This window comes from Pseudomonas sp. NPDC088368 (assembly GCF_044753445.1).
Taxonomy (GTDB): Bacteria; Pseudomonadota; Gammaproteobacteria; order Pseudomonadales; family Pseudomonadaceae; genus Aquipseudomonas; species Aquipseudomonas bambusae.
Map to the genome: position 1 here is coordinate 378,508 of NZ_JBIVNG010000001.1, position 16,380 is coordinate 394,887.

At 62.2% G+C, this 16,380-nt stretch carries 14 protein-coding genes; 2 read left to right on the forward strand and 12 right to left on the reverse strand.

The window, feature by feature from the left end; genetic code table 11:
* Positions 1 to 51 precede the first annotated feature (51 nt).
* From ACIQAL_RS01640 to ACIQAL_RS01665, 6 genes are read right to left on the reverse strand one after another with little or no spacing between them, the layout of a single operon-like run.
* Entirely contained in the window at positions 52 to 1,449 is a 1,398-nt protein-coding gene (locus ACIQAL_RS01640) for a sigma-54-dependent transcriptional regulator (RefSeq protein ID WP_401141705.1), read from the reverse strand.
* A complete protein-coding gene (locus tag ACIQAL_RS01645; RefSeq protein ID WP_401141708.1) occupies positions 1,446 to 3,215 on the reverse strand; it encodes an ATP-binding protein in 1,770 nt (589 codons plus the stop codon). Before ACIQAL_RS01645 ends, ACIQAL_RS01640 begins: the two co-directional genes overlap by 4 nt.
* Positions 3,215 to 4,339 (reverse strand): GNAT family N-acetyltransferase, encoded by a 1,125-nt coding sequence (locus ACIQAL_RS01650; RefSeq protein ID WP_401141710.1) that lies wholly within the window; start codon positions 4,337 to 4,339, stop codon positions 3,215 to 3,217. The genes ACIQAL_RS01645 and ACIQAL_RS01650 overlap by 1 nt, the downstream gene beginning before the upstream one ends.
* 3 nt (positions 4,340 to 4,342) lie before the next feature.
* On the reverse strand, positions 4,343 to 5,266 hold the full coding sequence (locus tag ACIQAL_RS01655; RefSeq protein ID WP_401141712.1) for an alpha/beta hydrolase: 924 nt from the start codon (positions 5,264 to 5,266) through the stop codon (positions 4,343 to 4,345).
* Positions 5,263 to 6,657, reverse strand: coding sequence for an aspartate aminotransferase family protein (locus tag ACIQAL_RS01660; protein ID WP_401141713.1), 1,395 nt, complete (start codon positions 6,655 to 6,657; stop codon positions 5,263 to 5,265). The genes ACIQAL_RS01655 and ACIQAL_RS01660 overlap by 4 nt, the downstream gene beginning before the upstream one ends.
* Positions 6,650 to 7,348, reverse strand: a complete 699-nt coding sequence (locus ACIQAL_RS01665; protein WP_401141716.1) for an MtnX-like HAD-IB family phosphatase — start codon at positions 7,346 to 7,348, stop codon at positions 6,650 to 6,652. Before ACIQAL_RS01665 ends, ACIQAL_RS01660 begins: the two co-directional genes overlap by 8 nt.
* Before the next feature lie 252 nt (positions 7,349 to 7,600).
* On the opposite strand from ACIQAL_RS01665, the gene ACIQAL_RS01670 reads away from it, so the two are divergent.
* On the forward strand, positions 7,601 to 8,386 hold the full coding sequence (locus ACIQAL_RS01670) for a MipA/OmpV family protein (RefSeq protein WP_401141719.1): 786 nt from the start codon (positions 7,601 to 7,603) through the stop codon (positions 8,384 to 8,386).
* Between the two features lie 62 nt (positions 8,387 to 8,448).
* The gene (locus ACIQAL_RS01675; protein WP_401141721.1) at positions 8,449 to 9,315 is read left to right on the forward strand and encodes a fatty acid desaturase family protein; all 867 of its coding nucleotides are present in this window, start codon (positions 8,449 to 8,451) and stop codon (positions 9,313 to 9,315) included.
* Positions 9,316 to 9,605: 290 nt separating this feature from the next.
* On the opposite strand, the gene ACIQAL_RS01680 is transcribed toward ACIQAL_RS01675, so the two are convergent.
* The 6 genes from ACIQAL_RS01680 to ACIQAL_RS01705 all read right to left on the reverse strand — a co-directional run bounded on the left by ACIQAL_RS01680 (position 9,606) and on the right by ACIQAL_RS01705 (position 16,373).
* Entirely contained in the window at positions 9,606 to 10,019 is a 414-nt protein-coding gene (locus tag ACIQAL_RS01680) for an EamA family transporter (protein WP_401141724.1), read from the reverse strand.
* Entirely contained in the window at positions 10,012 to 11,172 is a 1,161-nt protein-coding gene (locus ACIQAL_RS01685; protein ID WP_401141726.1) for a peptidogalycan biosysnthesis protein, read from the reverse strand. Before ACIQAL_RS01685 ends, ACIQAL_RS01680 begins: the two co-directional genes overlap by 8 nt.
* Positions 11,173 to 11,179: 7 nt before the next feature.
* Entirely contained in the window at positions 11,180 to 11,554 is a 375-nt protein-coding gene (locus tag ACIQAL_RS01690; protein ID WP_166593484.1) for a transporter, read from the reverse strand.
* Positions 11,551 to 12,471: an arginase gene (locus ACIQAL_RS01695; RefSeq protein WP_401141730.1), complete on the reverse strand. Its 921-nt coding sequence runs from the start codon at positions 12,469 to 12,471 to the stop codon at positions 11,551 to 11,553. The genes ACIQAL_RS01690 and ACIQAL_RS01695 overlap by 4 nt, the downstream gene beginning before the upstream one ends.
* A gap of 443 nt (positions 12,472 to 12,914) precedes the next feature.
* Positions 12,915 to 14,240, reverse strand: a complete 1,326-nt coding sequence (locus ACIQAL_RS01700) for a sigma-54-dependent transcriptional regulator (protein ID WP_401141732.1) — start codon at positions 14,238 to 14,240, stop codon at positions 12,915 to 12,917.
* Between the two features lie 255 nt (positions 14,241 to 14,495).
* The gene (locus ACIQAL_RS01705) at positions 14,496 to 16,373 is read right to left on the reverse strand and encodes an ATP-binding protein (protein ID WP_401141734.1); all 1,878 of its coding nucleotides are present in this window, start codon (positions 16,371 to 16,373) and stop codon (positions 14,496 to 14,498) included.
* Positions 16,374 to 16,380: the final 7 nt, after the last annotated feature.

The following is a 16,380-nucleotide window of genomic DNA, read 5'->3' on the forward strand; positions in this document are numbered from 1 at the left end:
ATCGCGAATGAATTCGCTCCCACAGGCATTGTGTCCGGCCCGGTAAGGCTGTTAGCGCACAATCTTGTCCACATGAATCTCCAGTTTCTTCAGCCGATACCAGAAGCTGCGTTCGGAGATGCCGATGAGCTGCGCGGCGGCGGCCTGGACGCCGTTGGTTTCTTGGAGGGCGGCGAGGATGTAGGCTTTTTCGACTTCCGCCAGCGCGGCGTCGAGGTCCTTGGGAATGCCAGGGCCTTCGCTGAGAATGCTCACGGTCGACGAAGACGACTGCCGTGCACCAAACAGATAAGCCGGCAAATCCGACTCTTCAATGGTGGACGTCGAGGCCACGATGGTCGCGCGTTCGACGCAGTTTTGCAGTTCGCGGATGTTGCCCGGCCACGTGTAGTTGGCCATGGCCAGCAGGGCTTCGGGGCTGAAACCGGTGATGCGTTTACCTGCCGTGGCGCCCAGCACGTGGGCGAAATGCCGGGCCAGTGACGGGATGTCCTCGGCCCGTTCGCGCAGGGCAGGCAGGGGGATCGGAAACACGTTGAGGCGGTAGTACAAGTCCTCGCGAAACTCCTTGCGCGCCACCGCGTCGAGCAAATCCTTGTTGGTGGCTGCGATCACGCGCACATCGACCTTGCGCTCCCGAGGATCGCCCACCGGTTCGATGACCCGTTCCTGCAAGGCGCGCAGGATTTTTGCCTGCAACGCCAGCGGCATGTCGCCCACTTCGTCGAGGAACAGCGTGCCCTTGTCGGCCTGTTGAAAGCGTCCGATCCGGTCCGACACAGCGCCGGTGAACGCGCCTTTTTTGTGGCCGAACATCTCGCTTTCCAGCAGTCCTTCGGGGATTGCCGCGCAGTTCACTGCGACGAAGGGTTTGTCCGCGCGATTGCCGTGTTTGTGGATGGCCCGTGCGACCATTTCCTTGCCAGTGCCGCTTTCGCCGGTCAGCAGGATCGTTGCGCTGCTTTCACGCACCGAGTCCACCGCTTGCAGCACCCGTCGGAACGACGGACTGTCGCCCACCAGACTCTCGATCTGCTGGTGTTCGTCCAGCTCGGCACGCAGCCGCTGGTTGTCCCGCAGGATGTCCCGGAACTGCAAGGCCTTGTGAACGGTGATGTCCAACTCGTCGATGTCGAAGGGTTTGCTGATGTAGTCGTAGGCGCCGTTACGCATCGATTGCACGGCATTCTTGACCGTGCTGTAGGCGGTCATGACGATCACCGGCAGCTGCGGAAAACGCTGTTTGATTTCCGCCAGCAGTTGCGGGCCGTCCATGCCGGGCATGCGCCAGTCGCTGATCACCAGATCGATCTCTTCGCGTTCCAGCACCGTCAGGGCGTGCAGGCCGTTGCCGGCAGTGAACACCTGAATGCCGTTCTGGCTCAGGGCCGACGCCAGCAGGTCGCACAGCTTGGGTTCGTCATCGACCACCAGCACGTTATGGCTCATGCCTGTTCTCCTTCATCGGCGGGCAAGTACAGATTGAACGTGGCGCCCGCGCCCGGTTCGCTCAGGCACTCTACACGGCCATCGTGGTTCTCCATGATTGAAAACACCTTCGCCAGCCCAAGCCCCGTACCTGACGCCTTGGTGGTCACGAACGGATTGAAGATGCGATCGATGATGTCTGCATCGATGCCCTGGCCGGTGTCGGACACGCTGATGCGCGTCATGGGCCGTTCGCTGTCAGCCTGACCACGGGTGATGGACAGGGTCAACTCTCCGCCGTCGGGCATGGCGTCAATGGCGTTGAGGATCAGGTTGAGACAGGCCTGGGTCAACTGCCGGGCATCGGCGTAGACCGTGGCGCCGGGGGCCTGTTCTTCGATCAGCGCGATGACGTTGTGGTTGGTCAGCTCCGGCGCGCAAAAGCCCAACACGTCTTCCAGCAGCCCACGGGCAGCGAGGGTGGAACGGATCGGCGCGCTCGGTTTGGCGAAGTCGAGGAATTCGGTGATCAGGTCGTTGATCCGCGTGACCTCGGAAATCACGTATTCCAAGTGGCGCATGTCGGTTTCCGGCAGGCTCGCGCGGCGGTGCAGCAGTTGCGTGGCGGTCTTGATGATGCCCAGCGGATTACGGATTTCGTGGGCCAGCCCCATCGCCACTTCACCGAGGGTGTGCAGTCGGTCGCGCCTGCGCAGTTGCGCTTCCAGATGCTGGAGTTCGCGCAGGCGCTCAGTCATGTGGTTGAAAGTCACGCTTAACTCGGCCAGCTCATCGCCGCCGATGACTTCGACCTGACGATGGTAGTCCCCGGCGGTGACGGCCCTCACGCCTTCGCGCAGGCCGCGCAATGGGCGGGTGAGGTGTTGTGAGACCAGCGAGCCGACGCCCAGGGACAGCGCCGACCCTACCAGGAAAATCGCCAGAAAAAGATTGGTCTGATTGACCAGCCCCACCAGCGATGAATGCCGCAACAGGCCGCTGAAAATCACCCCTTGCAGCTCACCGTTGTCGTTGAGGATGGGCGAATACAGACCGCTGTAACGGGGCGTGGATTGCTCGCTGGCTTCCTTGGTCCTGCGCAGGATGTCCTCGATTTGTGGGGGCACCTGAGGCGGGTGATCTTCGAAACGCTGGGTGGCAAAAATCTCGCCGAACCCTTCCTTGTTGCGCAGGTACAGGCGCAGGTCCAGCGAGTGCACATCGGCCACGCTGGTGAGAAAACTACTGTCCAGGTACGTCGCGATCACCAGCTCGTAATCCACGCCGCCCTCGACGGTATGGAAGGTCGAGACCACGGTGCCCACGGCGCTGCCGCCTTCGTGAATGGTCTGCAAAACGGCCTTGGGTGCGAGGCTGATCTGGCTGACGATGTCGTCGGCGGCCGTGGAGAACATGACCTTGTGATCGTCGCTGCGGATCAGCGCCACGACGTCGATGCCCATGGCGTCCGCCACGTCGGCGATCAGCTTGTCACGCTGGTTGCCAGTCTCGACGTTCGAGCGCGCATACGCCTGGAACAGCTGCGCCACGCGAGCGTTGTTGTGCATGATTTCGGTGGTTTCGTCGATGACGATCTTGGTCGATTCCTGCAACCAGATGCGCACGTTGCTATCGAAAATCTGCGACAGCGTGGAGGCCGCCAATTCGGCGGCGATCATTGTCGGAATCACGCTCACCAGCCAGAACGCCAGGACCAGTTTGCGTTGCACGCTCCAACGCGAGAGGGAAAACAGTGAGCGGACGGAGCGTGGCGGGAGTTCAGTCATCAATGGTCGCTTATTGCCGCCGCGAGGGCGGGATCGGATCGGTCGGGGCTGATCACGCGCTTGATCAGTTTGAGCACGGTGTTCAGCAGCCGGTTGCGGTGGCGGAAAAACAGCAGGTTGGGTTCGAAGCGGCAGCCGAAACGGATCTTGCTCGCGTACCCGGCCTGGCCCGCTTCGTACACCGGGATGCGATTGTGGATGCAGTATTCGACATTCGCCAGCCAGCTGCGTGCATAGAGGTTCAGGTCCCGCGTGCGTTCAAGGTCGTGGGCGAAAATCTTGTCGATCAGGCGTTGCTCGTTCAGCAGCATCAGGTTGAACGCCACCAGCCGGTTATCGACCCAGTACAACACGCAGACCGCTCGCTCGCCGAGCTGTTGGAGAATGTGGGTGAAATAGGCCGGGCCGAGTCGTTCGAATTGTAGATCACTGCGCGACAGGGTCGCTTCGTAGAGCTGCATGATGTCTGGCAATACATCGTCGATCTGCCGCCGCCATTCGATCTGCGGCGCCGGTCCGCGCAGGGTGCGACGCAGGTCCTTGCGTGTGGATTTGCCCAACGAGCCGAGGTAGGCGTCCAGCGACGGGTAGGTGACGGGCAACAACGCACTGGGCAGGCTCGGCATCACTTGCAGACCCGCCTTGCGGCAGGTGTTTGCCCACAGATGGTCCTGTTGCGGCGCGTCTTTCACCGCGAGCAGGCCGATGCCCAGAGTGTCGGCGTCGTGCCGCGCCCGTTGCAGCAAGCGGTCGAACACGTCCTGCCGTTGCGCTTCGGGCACATGGCTCGCGACCCCGGCATTGCAGCGTTCGGCCACGGGCGAACCCACCGCGTACAGTTGCAAGTCGAACACCCCCGGCCACAGGCGCCTGAGCTTTTCAGTCATGCGTTTGCTGGCCCCTTGCATCGTGGTGTCGAGGCTGTAGCAGGTGTAAAACGCCGGAGCGACACCCAGCAAGCGCGGCCCGTCGAACACGGCCAGGTAGCGCCAGTGAAAGCGCTCGACGCCCGCCTGTTCGACCGCCAGATAAAAATCCCAGTCTTCCAGCTGACCGGGAAAACAGTCATTCCATTCGTCACGATCAATGGACCGGATGCTGGAAAAGGCGTGGGTGCTGATCATGGTTCAGGCCAATTGTGGATGGTCGTCGGGGGTGATCATTTCGTCATTCGCGAGGGCTTCCTGCGCCGGAATTTCCTTGCGGGGAGCGCCTTGCAGTCGGGTTTCGATGAACGACGCGCTCAGGTCGATGACCTGCCGGTATTCGAGGTCCACGGTGATCATGTGATAGCAGTTGTCGAGCAGCACCTTGACCACCGGCCCGCCCAGTCGCCGCTCCACGTAATCGGCGTTCCAGCGGCTGGTGATGTCATCTTCTAGCGAATGCAGCACCAGTGCCGGCGTGGTCACCTTGGGCATGTCGCGCTTGACCACGGCAATCAGCCGATGCAGCTCGCGCACGCTGATGCCGGACATGGTCAACAGCCCCGCGTTGCTGCTTTCGCCTTCCTTCATCTGTTTTTCGACGATGGCGCGCAGTCGCGGATTCTTGATGCCGTAGGGCGGCTTTTCGTTGAAGCGGCACAGGTGCACGCCGAACGGCAGCATCATGTAGAAATGGGTGAACTTGGCCACGAACGGCATGTTCCAGCCGTCGTAGCGCAAGGTCGTGGAATACAGCAGCAGCCCGGCGATTTCACCGGGGTGCTGCGCGGCCATGTGCATCGACATCACGGCACCCATCGACAACCCGCCGACAAACACCTGAGCGTGGCGCTGGCGCACGCCGACGAAGGTCCGTCGGGCGCTTTCATACCAGTCGGTCCAGACCGTGCGTTGCAGGTCGTCGTTGCTGCCGCAGTGCCCGGCCAGGGTCGGCACGTACACCGTGCAGCCCCTGTCCGCCAGGCCTTGGGCCACGCGACGCAACTCCGTCGGGGTGCCGGTCAGGCCGTGGATGAGCAACACCCCCACGGCGCCGTTGCCGAGAATGAACCCGGCATCGCCTTCGCCCATGTCGATCGCGGTGTGCGAGGGCGTCGGGCTCATCGTTTCATGGCCCGGTGCAGGAGGCGGTCGAGCAGGGCGATGCCCAGGTCGATTTCCGGGTAGCTGATTTCCAGCGACGGCGCGAGGGTGATCACGTTCTTGTAGTAACCGCCCACGTCCAGCACCAGACCCAGGCGTTTGCCGTCGATCTCGATGTCGCCTTTCATGCCTTCCTCCACCATGAAATCCAGGGTCGCCTTGTCCGGGGTGAAGCCGTCCGGCTTGCAGATTTCCGCACGCAGAGCCAGGCCCAGGCCGTCGACGTCACCGATGATCGGGTAGCGTTTTTGCAAGTCGCGCAGACCTTCGAGGAAGTATTTGCCCTTGTTCATGACCATCGCGCCGTAGTCGACTTCGGAGGTCATCTTGAACATCTCTAGACCCACGGCCGTGCCCAGCGGGTTGGATGCGAAGGTGGAGTGGGTCGAACCTGGCGGGAAGATTTTCGGGTTAATCAATTCTTCGCGGGCCCAGATGCCGCCCAGCGGGTTGAGGCCGTTGGTCAACGCCTTGCCGAACACGATCACGTCGGGTTTGACGTCGAAATGTTCGATCGACCACAGCTTGCCGGTGCGATAGAAACCCATCTGGATTTCATCGACCACCATCAGGATGCCGTGCTGATCGAGCACATGCTTGAGTTCGCTGTAGAAGTTCATCGGCGGGATCACGTAGCCGCCGGTGCCCTGAATCGGCTCGACGTAAAACGCGGCGTATTCGCTCTGGCCGACTTTCGGGTCCCACACGCCGTTGTATTCGGTCTCGAACAGGCGGGCGAACTGCTGCACGCAATAGCTGCCGTATTCTTCCTTGGTCATGCCTTTCGGGCCGCGGAAGTGGTACGGGAACGGGATGAACTGCGCACGCTCGCCGAAGTGGCCGTAGCGGCGGCGATAGCGGTAGCTGGAAGTGATCGACGACGCGCCGAGGGTGCGGCCGTGGTAGCCGCCTTCGAAGGCGAACATCAGGCTCTTGCCGTTGCTGGCGTTGCGCACGACTTTCAACGAGTCCTCGATGGACTGCGAACCACCGACGTTGAAATGCACACGACCGTCCAGGCCGAACTTGTTCTTGGCATCGACAGCGATGCGCTCCGACAGCTCGATCTTGCCCTTGTGCAGGTACTGGCTGGCGATCTGCGGCAGGGTGTCGATCTGCTGTTTCAGCGCGTTGTTCAGGCGCGGGTTGGCGTAGCCGAAGTTCACCGCCGAATACCACATTTGCAAATCAAGGTACGCCTGATCGCTGGTGTCGTAGACGTACGAACCTTCGCAGCGGCTGAAAATGCGCGGTGGGTCGATGTAGTGAACGGTGTCGCCAAACGAGCAGTACTTGGCTTCTTTTTCCAGAAGGATCTGGTCTTCGGCGGTGGCGATGCGGATATCAGACATGGTGGAAGCGTTCCTGGGATTCGGTAGAGAGATGAGCGACCGGCGCTGGCAGGCTGTGCGGCAGCAGGGCCAGCAACGCGGGGAGTTCGGCGAAGGATTCGAAGCGCGCGTGGGGGATGCCGTTGTGCGCGCAGTGGTCCGCCAGGCGGCCTTTGGCGAAGACGAAATCAGCGGTGCTGGCCACGCACATGTCGGACTTGCCATCGCCGATCACCAGCACGCGTTTGTCGTTCGGCGTGGACTTGCATTTGCAGTTGCCCGACGCGGCCCGGCAGGCGTCGCTGGCGTGGGGGAACACGATGCGCCAGCTGTTCTGGTCCACTTGCCGCAAGCCGTTGGCGATGATGGGCAACAGGGGAATCTGGTGACGGGACAGAATCCGCGCGATGCCTTGTTCGAGGCCGTCACTGACGATGTCCAGGGTGAAGCCCAGGCCGAGGACGTGTTCGACGAAGGTCGGGAAGTCCGGGTCGATGGTCACGCTGTCGAAGTAGTCCAGCAGTTGCGCGGGGTAGGCTTTGACCAGCGCGAGCTGGCGGCTGAGGCATTCACGCGAACCCATGCGACCGCTGAGCCATTCGTCTTCGATGTCGGCCCAACTGGGGTCGGCGAAGCGTTCGAGAATGTTGTCGATCACGTCGGTCGGCGTGATCGTCCCGTCGAAATCACACACGATATGCCAATGCATCATCTGCGTTTGCCTGTCTTGTCCAAAGAGAGAGCGAGGCGAGGGAGTCGCCGTGTCGCTCGTGACAGGGCAAGAGCAGGGACTGTGCCAAAGGCCTGAAAGCCCGGTGGGCAGGGGCGCTGGCGGGTGTCGACGAAAAAGCGAGGGGTGTGAAGCTACAATTTTTGTAGGTCGCTACAAACAACATCAGTGCTTGCGCTGACAGCAGCCCCTGGGGATTGATGCGCGCATATTCGCTGCCCCGAGACTTCTGCGATGACCCTTCTGCCGACCTGTTTCAAACGCCGCCTGTGTACCGTCGGCCTGCTCTGCGCCGCGTATTTCAGCCCCGTGTGCCATGCCGATTCACTGAGCGGTGATGCTGGCGTGGGCGTTGCGTATCAGCCCCACGACCGCACCGGCACGCGCTACGAAACCCGGCCGATTCCCTATCTGGACCTGTCCTGGGGGCGGGTCAATCTCAGCTCCGACGAGGGCTTGTCCTGGGATGCGCTGAAGGCGAATGGCTGGAGCGCCGGGCCGTTCGTCAACTACGTCGAAGGCCGCACGGCCAACGGCGCGCTGCACGGCCTGCGGGATGTCTCGGACATGGGTGAGGCGGGCGGCTTCATCGAATACAGCCCCTCGGACGCGTGGCGGGTGTTTGCGGAAGTCGGGCGCACGTTTGGCGGCAGCGACGGGCAGGGCGGCGTGCTGGGGCGCGTCGGCGGTGAGGTGGATTATCCGCTGAGCCACGGCATTTTCGGCAGCACGACCCTCGCTGCACACTACGCCAACGCCGAACAGGCCCAGACCTTTTTCGGCGTGACGGACGCGGAATCCCGGGCCTCGGGCATTCGTGCGTACAACGCCAGCGGTGGTTTTCAAAACCTGACCTTCACCCAAAGCGTGGCGTTTCCGATCGCGCCGAGTTGGTCGCTGATCACCAGTGCAAGCTGGATTCACCTGGTGGGATCGGCCGCCGACAGCAGCATCGTTCGCCAGCAAGGACGCGTGAATCAAGGCGAGCTGGACGTCGCCGTGGCGTATCACTTCAAGTAGCGGGTGGGTTGGTCTGGCCCTTGCAATGAGCCGAAGCACTCACCGTTTCGAGGAAGTTCTTCATGGCTCGTCCCGTTTACCGCTGGCTCGCGTATTCACTCTGGGACGTCGTCCCGATTGCCCTGGCGCTGGCGCATTTCGCATTCGTGTTGTGGCTGGTCGTGGCCTTCCACGGCCTGTCGTGGTGGGCCATCGTGCCGCTGGCGCTGGTGTACGCCGTCAGCCTGTCGTGGAGCATCAACAGCATCTCGCACAACCAGATTCACAACCCGTACTTCACCCATAAGCCGATGAACCGAGCATTCGACCTGCTGCTGTCGGTGACCATCGGGTTTTCCCAGACCATGTACCGCGACATCCACAACCGCCATCACCGGGGCAACTCGGATCGCCCCGACGAAAAAGGCGACACCGTGGACCCGCTGTCGATCTACCGCTATGGCCACAACGGCGAACCTGAACCCCTGTGGCGCTATGTGTTCCTCAGCGCGTTTCGTGACGAGCCGAAGAGCTATTACGAAGAAATGAAGCGCAAACACCCTGACGACGCACGCTGGGCCAAAGTGGAAATCTACGTGACCCTCGCGGCCTACCTGCTGCTGGCGATCTACGACTGGCACGCAGTGTTGCTGTTGCTGCCGTTCTGGTATCTGGGGCAGTCGTTGTCGTCCCTGAACGGCTATTACGAGCATCTGGGCGGCAACCCCGACCTGCCAATCGCCTGGGGCGTGAGTTCGTACAGCACGCTGTACAACGTCATCTGGATGAACAACGGCTACCATGCCGAACACCACTACCGCCCGAAAATGCACTGGACCAAAGTCAAGGCCTTCCACAAGCAGATCAAGGACCAGCAACGGATGATGGGCGTGAAAGAAATCCCCGTGTCCCATGGGTTGGGGTTTTTGGTGGACCATTCCAAGACCTGATGCATTTCTTTTGTAGCAGTCCGGCGAAAACACCGCACCCCGTAGGAGCTGGCTTGCCTGCGATCTGGCGCGCAGCGGCAGTAAGGTCGGTGTGTGCGGTGTGTCAGGCAGGTTGAAGGCGTCAGGTTTTGCTGCCGGTTCCCGGCAGATCGCAGGCAAGCCAGCTCCTACGGCCTTCGGCCAGAATCAAAAGCTAGCCCAGAGTCGTACCGTAATTTGCGTCTGCCGAAGCCTCTAGCAGCACGGCTCGCCGGCGATGGCGTTTGTGGGGTCGCTGTTGCTACAGAGGGTTACTGCTCGCCCTCCGCCAACAGCGCAATCCCGCCAATGATCACCCACACGCCCAGCCAGTGCAGGGCGCTGATGTCTTCGCCCAGGCCCAGCCACGACCCCAGCAGCACCACCACGAACACCAGCGAGCTGAGCGGGAAGGCCAGTGACAAACTGCTGCGCCGCAGGATCAGCATCCAGCTCAGGAACGAACCGACGTAGCAGCCGACTGCCGCCAGCACGGCGACGTTGGTCAGCGCCGCCCGAAGCCAGTCCAGCCCGAACGGCATCGCCGCCAGTCCATCGCCCCCCAGTTTCAAGGCGATTTGCGCCGCGCTCTCGGTGCCGATCAACAGGCACCACAGGCCGATGGTCGCAGCCCGGCCTTCCAGCCAGCGCCAGGCCGGTTTTTGATTCAAGGTCTGCTCACTCATCGTCGGTATTCCTGATTGCCACAGTCGATTGATCCAGGCCGGCCTTGCGCACCAGCCACCCCAACAGGCGGGTGACCCACAGGCGGCGGTGGCGGACGAAATGATCGTTACTCAGCAGTTGGCAGCCTAGCCGCAGCTTCTCGCCATACGCCGCCTGACTGGCCTCGAACGCCGGGATGCCGTGCTCTATGCAGCGCTGCACGTGGGCCAGCCAAGTGCGGTGGTAGAGGTTATGTTCGCGGGCGGCGGCACCGTCGGAGGCGAAGACCTTGTCGATCTGTCGCGCGCCATCCCCTAACAGCAGGTTGAAGCCGATCAGCGTGTTGTCGGACCAGAACAGGTAGCAGGTCGCGCGCTCGCCCAGCTTGGCGAGTACGGAGCGGAAATAGTCGGCGCTCAGCGGTTCGATGTCTTCGCCACTGCGCGCCACCGTGTCGGCGTACAGCGCCAGCATGCGCTCGATCACGTCTTCAACCTGATGTTGCCGCGCCTCGATACGCAGGTTCGACGGCGCCTTGAGCTTGCGTTTCAGGCCCTTGCGCATCACCCGGCCAAGGCTCGCGAGATAGCCTTCCAGCCCTGTGAACGGTAATGGGAGCCGGGTTCTCGGCATCCCCGCCACGCGAACGAAGTCCAGATGTTCCAGAGCGCTGCGCAGCGTCACGCGCTCTTCGGCCACGTCCTTGAACAGGTACAGCCACGCGCCTTCCAGACGTGATTGCCGATGCAGCGCGTCGATCAACACCTGCAGCATCTCGGGCGTGCGCGCCAGCCAGTCCGGGGCGCAGGCGATGGAGCAGGTCTCGGTGACGGGCGAACCCACCGCGAGGATCGGTATCGAGAAACGACCGAGCAATCTGGCGAGCGCGCCGTCCAGCAGGTGACTCAACTTCAAGCGGTCGCGATAGGCGGGTGCCACTGCGATCAACCGCTGGCCGTCGCGAATCATGAAATAGCGCGGCTCGATGCCGGGCAGCCCGCTGTCTTCAATGGCCGCGTAATAGTCGTAGCCTTCCAGCGAGTCGCTGTCGAGCTGTGCCCAGTCGGTGCGGCTGACCCGGTGGATGCTGTGACTGACCTCGACGCTCAACGCCGAGCGGTCGCTCAACGTGATCGCAGAGGCTTGTTCGGGAATGAATTGAATGTGTGTCATGACCACCTCATGCGCCTGTGGCGCACACCAACATGACGCCCGCCGTGATGACCAGCGTGCCGAGCCAGCGACGGCGGCTGACCCGCTCGCCGAGGACCAGTCGCCCGCCCAGCACCACGCCTACGTAACTCAGGCTCGCCGCCGGAAACACCAGGCTGAGCGGCGCCAGGGACAGCACGAACAGCCAAGTGATGAATTCGACCACGTACGCGCCGACGCCGAACCAGAGCATCGGCGCGCCCGCGATCTGCACCCAGAAACTGCGCAGGCGAAACCCGCCTTCCTGCGCGGGCAGACGATCCAGGCCGATCTTGAACGCCAGTTGGCCGATCACGTCCAGCAGGATCGAGAACGCCGTCAGCAGCACGACAATCGGGGTCATGGAAACAGCTCCTCGAACAGCGCGATCAACGCCGCATTGGTCTTGGCATTACGCGCAATGTCCGCGTCGCTCCAACGTTCGGCGGGTGGCTGATCGGATTTTGCCTCCCAGCGTTTGAGCGGATTGCTGAACGCGGGCGGGGCGAACTCGCCGCAGACATCGATCCCCAACACCCGCGTCTGCGCGGCCAGGGTACGAATGGCATCGAGCAAATGGGTGAGGCGCATGCCGCCCTGATCCCAGTTGGTCGCAGCGTCTTCGCTGGCCAGCACGTCCTTGTCGATGGTGATCCACACGGCGTCGGTGGGCAGGCTTGCGACCAACTGTTCGAGGAAAACCGGCCAGTCCACATCGGCCAGGTTGTGCCAGTGCAAGTGCCCGTCGATCTGCCGATGTCCGGGGCCGTCGCCGATCTTGCCCCAGACTTTCGAGGGGGGATGACGCCACGGAAACAGCTGCAGATCGCCGCGCTTCAATGCTCCTAGGTTGCCGCCCTTGAGCTGTGGGCTTTCCAGGTCGTCGCTGCACGGCCCGAGGGTGATGATGCGTCTGACATTGGGCAGCTTCAGCGCCTGGTTGACCCAGGACCCGCAGTGGCGCCGGGGAGCGAAATGCACCCAGTCCGGGTGATTGTCGAAGTGGATCAGTGTGATCGGCTCAGGGACGTCGGCGAGCAGGGCAGGGGTCAGGTGGTGATAGTCACCGGAGCCGACGAAGAAGATTTCCGGCCGATTGCCCAGCGGTCGCGCACGATGGCTCAGGTGCCCGGCAAGCCGTTGGTAATGGGTTTCCGTGGACCACAGCCGCAACACCGGCCCCAAGGCCAGCAAATCCAGGCGTATCGCCCGGCCGTCATGCAGCCGCTCCTTGATCGGCGCCTGCTGCGTCAGGCTGTGATCGAGATCGAGAATGTTCAAGGTTGCCTTCACCCCAGAAATGCCGCCCCGGACACCGGGTTCATGGCCATGAACACCGGCCGGGCGGGCCTTTCAAGGGAAGTGCAAAGGGTGGGCCAAGGGGTTGAATAGGGGCTGAACGGGCCTGAGGAAACGCATGCCTTGTACGGGCGTCGCTCGCAAGTATCAGCAACCCACGTAAACCTGTGGGAGCGAATTTATTCGCGAAAAAGGTTCAGGCGAAGGTGATGTGCCCGATGTACCGGCCCTTCGCGAATGAGTTCGCTCCCACAGGAGAGACCGCGTTGCCCTCAAAACCTGAGCAACCCACGCCAACCTGTAGGAGCGAATTTATTCGCGAAAAGGTTCAGGCGAAGGTGATGTGCCAGATGTACCGGCCCCGCGCACGGCCAGACGACGTGTGCAGGTCGGTAGCAGCACCGACCGCCGTGACGTGGATGGCGTCACCCCAACCCGTATTTCTTCACCTTGTCGAACAGCGTGGTCTTGGCCATGCCCAGTTCCTGGCTCGCCTGACTGAGATTGCCGCCGCTGCGCAGCAAGGCCTCGCTGAGCAGGTTTTTTTCGAAGGCTTCCACCGCCTCGGAAAACCCCAGGCTCTGGCTCAGGGCCGCGACGCCGGTTTTCTTGAACGCTGGCAGCCCCAAGGCATAACGCTCGGCGACGTTGCGCAGTTCCCGCACGTTGCCCGGCCAGTCGTGGCTCATCAGAGCGGAAACGGTGTGCGGGTCCAGTTGCGGTGGCTCGCGGTCGAAGCGCAGGGACGAGAGCTGCAGAAAGTGTTCGAACAGTTGCAGGATGTCTTCGCGACGCTCACGCAACGGCGGCAATTCCAGGGTCACCACGTTAAGGCGGTAATACAGGTCGCTGCGAAACTGGCTGGCTCTACTCAGCTCATTGAGGTCGGATTTGGTCGCCGCGATCACCCGGCAATCCACCGCGACACTCTGGTTCGAACCGAGGCGCTCCAGCGTGCGTTCCTGCAACACCCGCAGCAATTTGATCTGCAGGTTGATCGGCATGCTTTCCACTTCATCGAGAAACAGCGTGCCGTTGTGGGCGTGTTCGATCTTGCCAATGCGGCGCTTGCCTGCGCCGGTGAAGGCGTTGGCTTCGTGGCCGAAAATCTCGCTCTCGAACAGGTTTTCTGGCAGCCCGCCGCAGTTCAACGCGACGAACTGATTGGAATGCCGACGGCTGAAGTCGTGCAGACAGCGAGCAACCAGCTCCTTGCCCGTGCCGGTTTCACCTTCGATCAACACGTTGGCTGAGGTGTCCGCGACGTTGGTGATCAGCGCGCGCAGGTTCTGCATGGCCGGTGAGCGACCGATGATCTTGCCTTCCAGCGAGTCGCGTTCGGCCAGTTGCCGACGCAGCGATGAGACTTCCCGCGCAAGCCCGCGGTGTTCCAGGGCGCGGCGTGCGACGTCCACCAGACGCTCGGGGGAGAAGGGTTTTTCCATGAAGTCGTAGGCACCGTCGCGCATGGCACCGACCGCCATCGACACATCGCCGTGGCCGGTGATCAGCACCACCGGCAGGCTGCGGTCGCGTTCTTTCAGGCGCTTGAGCAATTCCAGCCCGTCAATGCCTGGCAAACGAATGTCGCTGATGACGATCCCGGCAAAGTTGTCGCCGACCATCGCCAACGCCTCTTCGGCACTGCCCACGCCCTGGCTGTGGATGTCTTCCAGTGCGAGTGCCTGCTGGCAGCCGAGCAGGACGTGGGGGTCATCTTCGACGATGAGGACGGTCAGTTCAGTGTTCATGTGCAAATCCTCATCGAAGCATGTGTCCTCAATACAATGACGTGGTGACTCAATACCGCTTCTGCCCGGAGGGCGTGGGAGCCGGCTTGCCTGCGAACTGGCGCGTAGCGGCAGCGAAATCAAACAACTAGGGTGTATCAGTCATACGTGGTTTCAGAATTTGCTGCCAGTTCCTGGCAGATCGCAGGCAAGCCAGCTCCTACGGCCTTCGCCCAGAATCAAAAACAGACGCGGCTCCCTCTCAAAGCGAGCCATTCACGCCGCTACCAACGGCAACACCAACACAAACATCGTGCCGCCTTCGGCCGGATCTTCGGCGTTCAAACTGCCCCCGGCGGCCGCTGCGAGGCTGGCGGAGAGGGTCAAGCCCAGCCCCAGCCCTTGTTCGCCGGGCTTGGTGGTAAAAAACGGTTCGAACAAATGCTTGCGCGCTTCGGCGTCGATGCCATGGCCGTTGTCGCGCACCCGCAGGCGGTAGCGGCCTTCGCACAGGTCGCCTTGCAGCCACAGCACCGGCAGCGGTTGCGCCTGCATGGCGTCCAGCGCGTTGCCGATCAGGTTGACCAGAATCTGCTCCAGCCGGGTCTGGTCGATGGCGAGTTCGACGTCGTCGAAGGCCTGATGCAATTCCAGCGCGCTGTTTTCCAGACGTCCGCCGAGCACCTGCAGTGATGCATCCACCGCTTTGGCCAGCGAGGCCTGGCCCTTGTCTTCCCCGCGTCGGGCGAAGGCGCGCAGGCTCGCGGTGATGCGGCCCATGCGATCGACCAGGTCGTTGATCGTGCGCAGATTGGTGCTCGCCGTATCCAGCGCTCCGCGTTCGATGAACCGCACCGTATTGCCGGACAACGTACGCAAAGCGGCCAGCGGCTGATTGAGTTCGTGGGCGATGCTGGTGGACATCTGTCCGATGGCCGCGAGTTTGCCGGCCTGCACCAATTCGTCCTGGGCCTGACGCAAGGTTTCTTCGGCCTGACGCCGCTCGCGAATCTGCCCCTTGAGGCGCTCGTTGCTGGCGCGCAGGTCGGCAGTACGCTCGGTAATCCGACGCTCCAGTTCGTTGTTGGCTTCTTCCAGCGCTTCACGAGCCGCGAGGCGGGTCGAAATCACCTTGCGCCGCTCGTTCCAGGCGATTAGCAGAAACATCGCCAGCGCGCAGGCCACGGCCACCAGCATGCCTTGATTGGCCGCTTCACGCCGTAAATCCTCCAGCGGAGTCAGCAGCGTCAAGTGCCACGGCGTGTCGGCCAGGTCCCGGGTCTGCGCGAGGTAGCTGACGACCGTGTGTTCGTGGTCCACGCTGACGTTGGCCGGAAAGGTCAACTTCTCGACCCCGTCGGCGATCAGCTCGCGCTCCAACGGCACCAGCTCGTTGAGGGGCCACCAGTAATATTGCAGGCTTCGGGCCAGGCGCTCCTTGATTTGCGGGGTCAGCGGGCGAACCGATTTCAGTCGTCGCGCCGGGTCGCTGGACAGAATGATGATGCCGTTTTCATCGCTGACGAAGGCTTCCAGACGCGCCCGTTGCCAGCGCTCTTCCAGCGCTTCAAGGCGCACTTTGATCACCGCCACGCCGATGATCTTGCCTTTCTCTTCCAGCCCGTGGGCGAGGTAGTAACCCGGCTCCCCGGTGGTGCTGCCGATGCCGTAGAAGCGGCCCGGCAACCCGCGAATCGCGTCCTGGTAATAGGCGCGGAACGACAGGTCTTCGCCGAGATAGCTGTCGGCGTCGCGCCAGTTGCTGGTGGCCAGCACGCGGCCGGTGGTGTCGAGCACGTAGATCGCGCGACTGCGGCTGCGGCGATTCAGGCCTTCGAGGTAGTCATTGACCTTGCTTCGCAGCTCCGGCGAAGGGTCATTGAGCAAATCGGAGACATTGGATTCGAGCTCCAGCACGCTGGGCAGATAGTTGTATTTGTTGATTTCGCTTTCGACGGTGCGGGCGTGCAGCTCAAGTTGCCGCTCGCCGTTTTCGCCGAGGGCCTTGATGGCGTTCTTTTCGCTGTACAGATAGGTGACGTAGCCGAGCGCGATCATCAGCAGAATGATCAGCGGGGGCAGAAACAGGTGGCGTATCAGGCGGGGTTTCACGGCAAGTGATGGCGGCGCGCTAAGAGGTGGATCGCATTTCATCACAGTC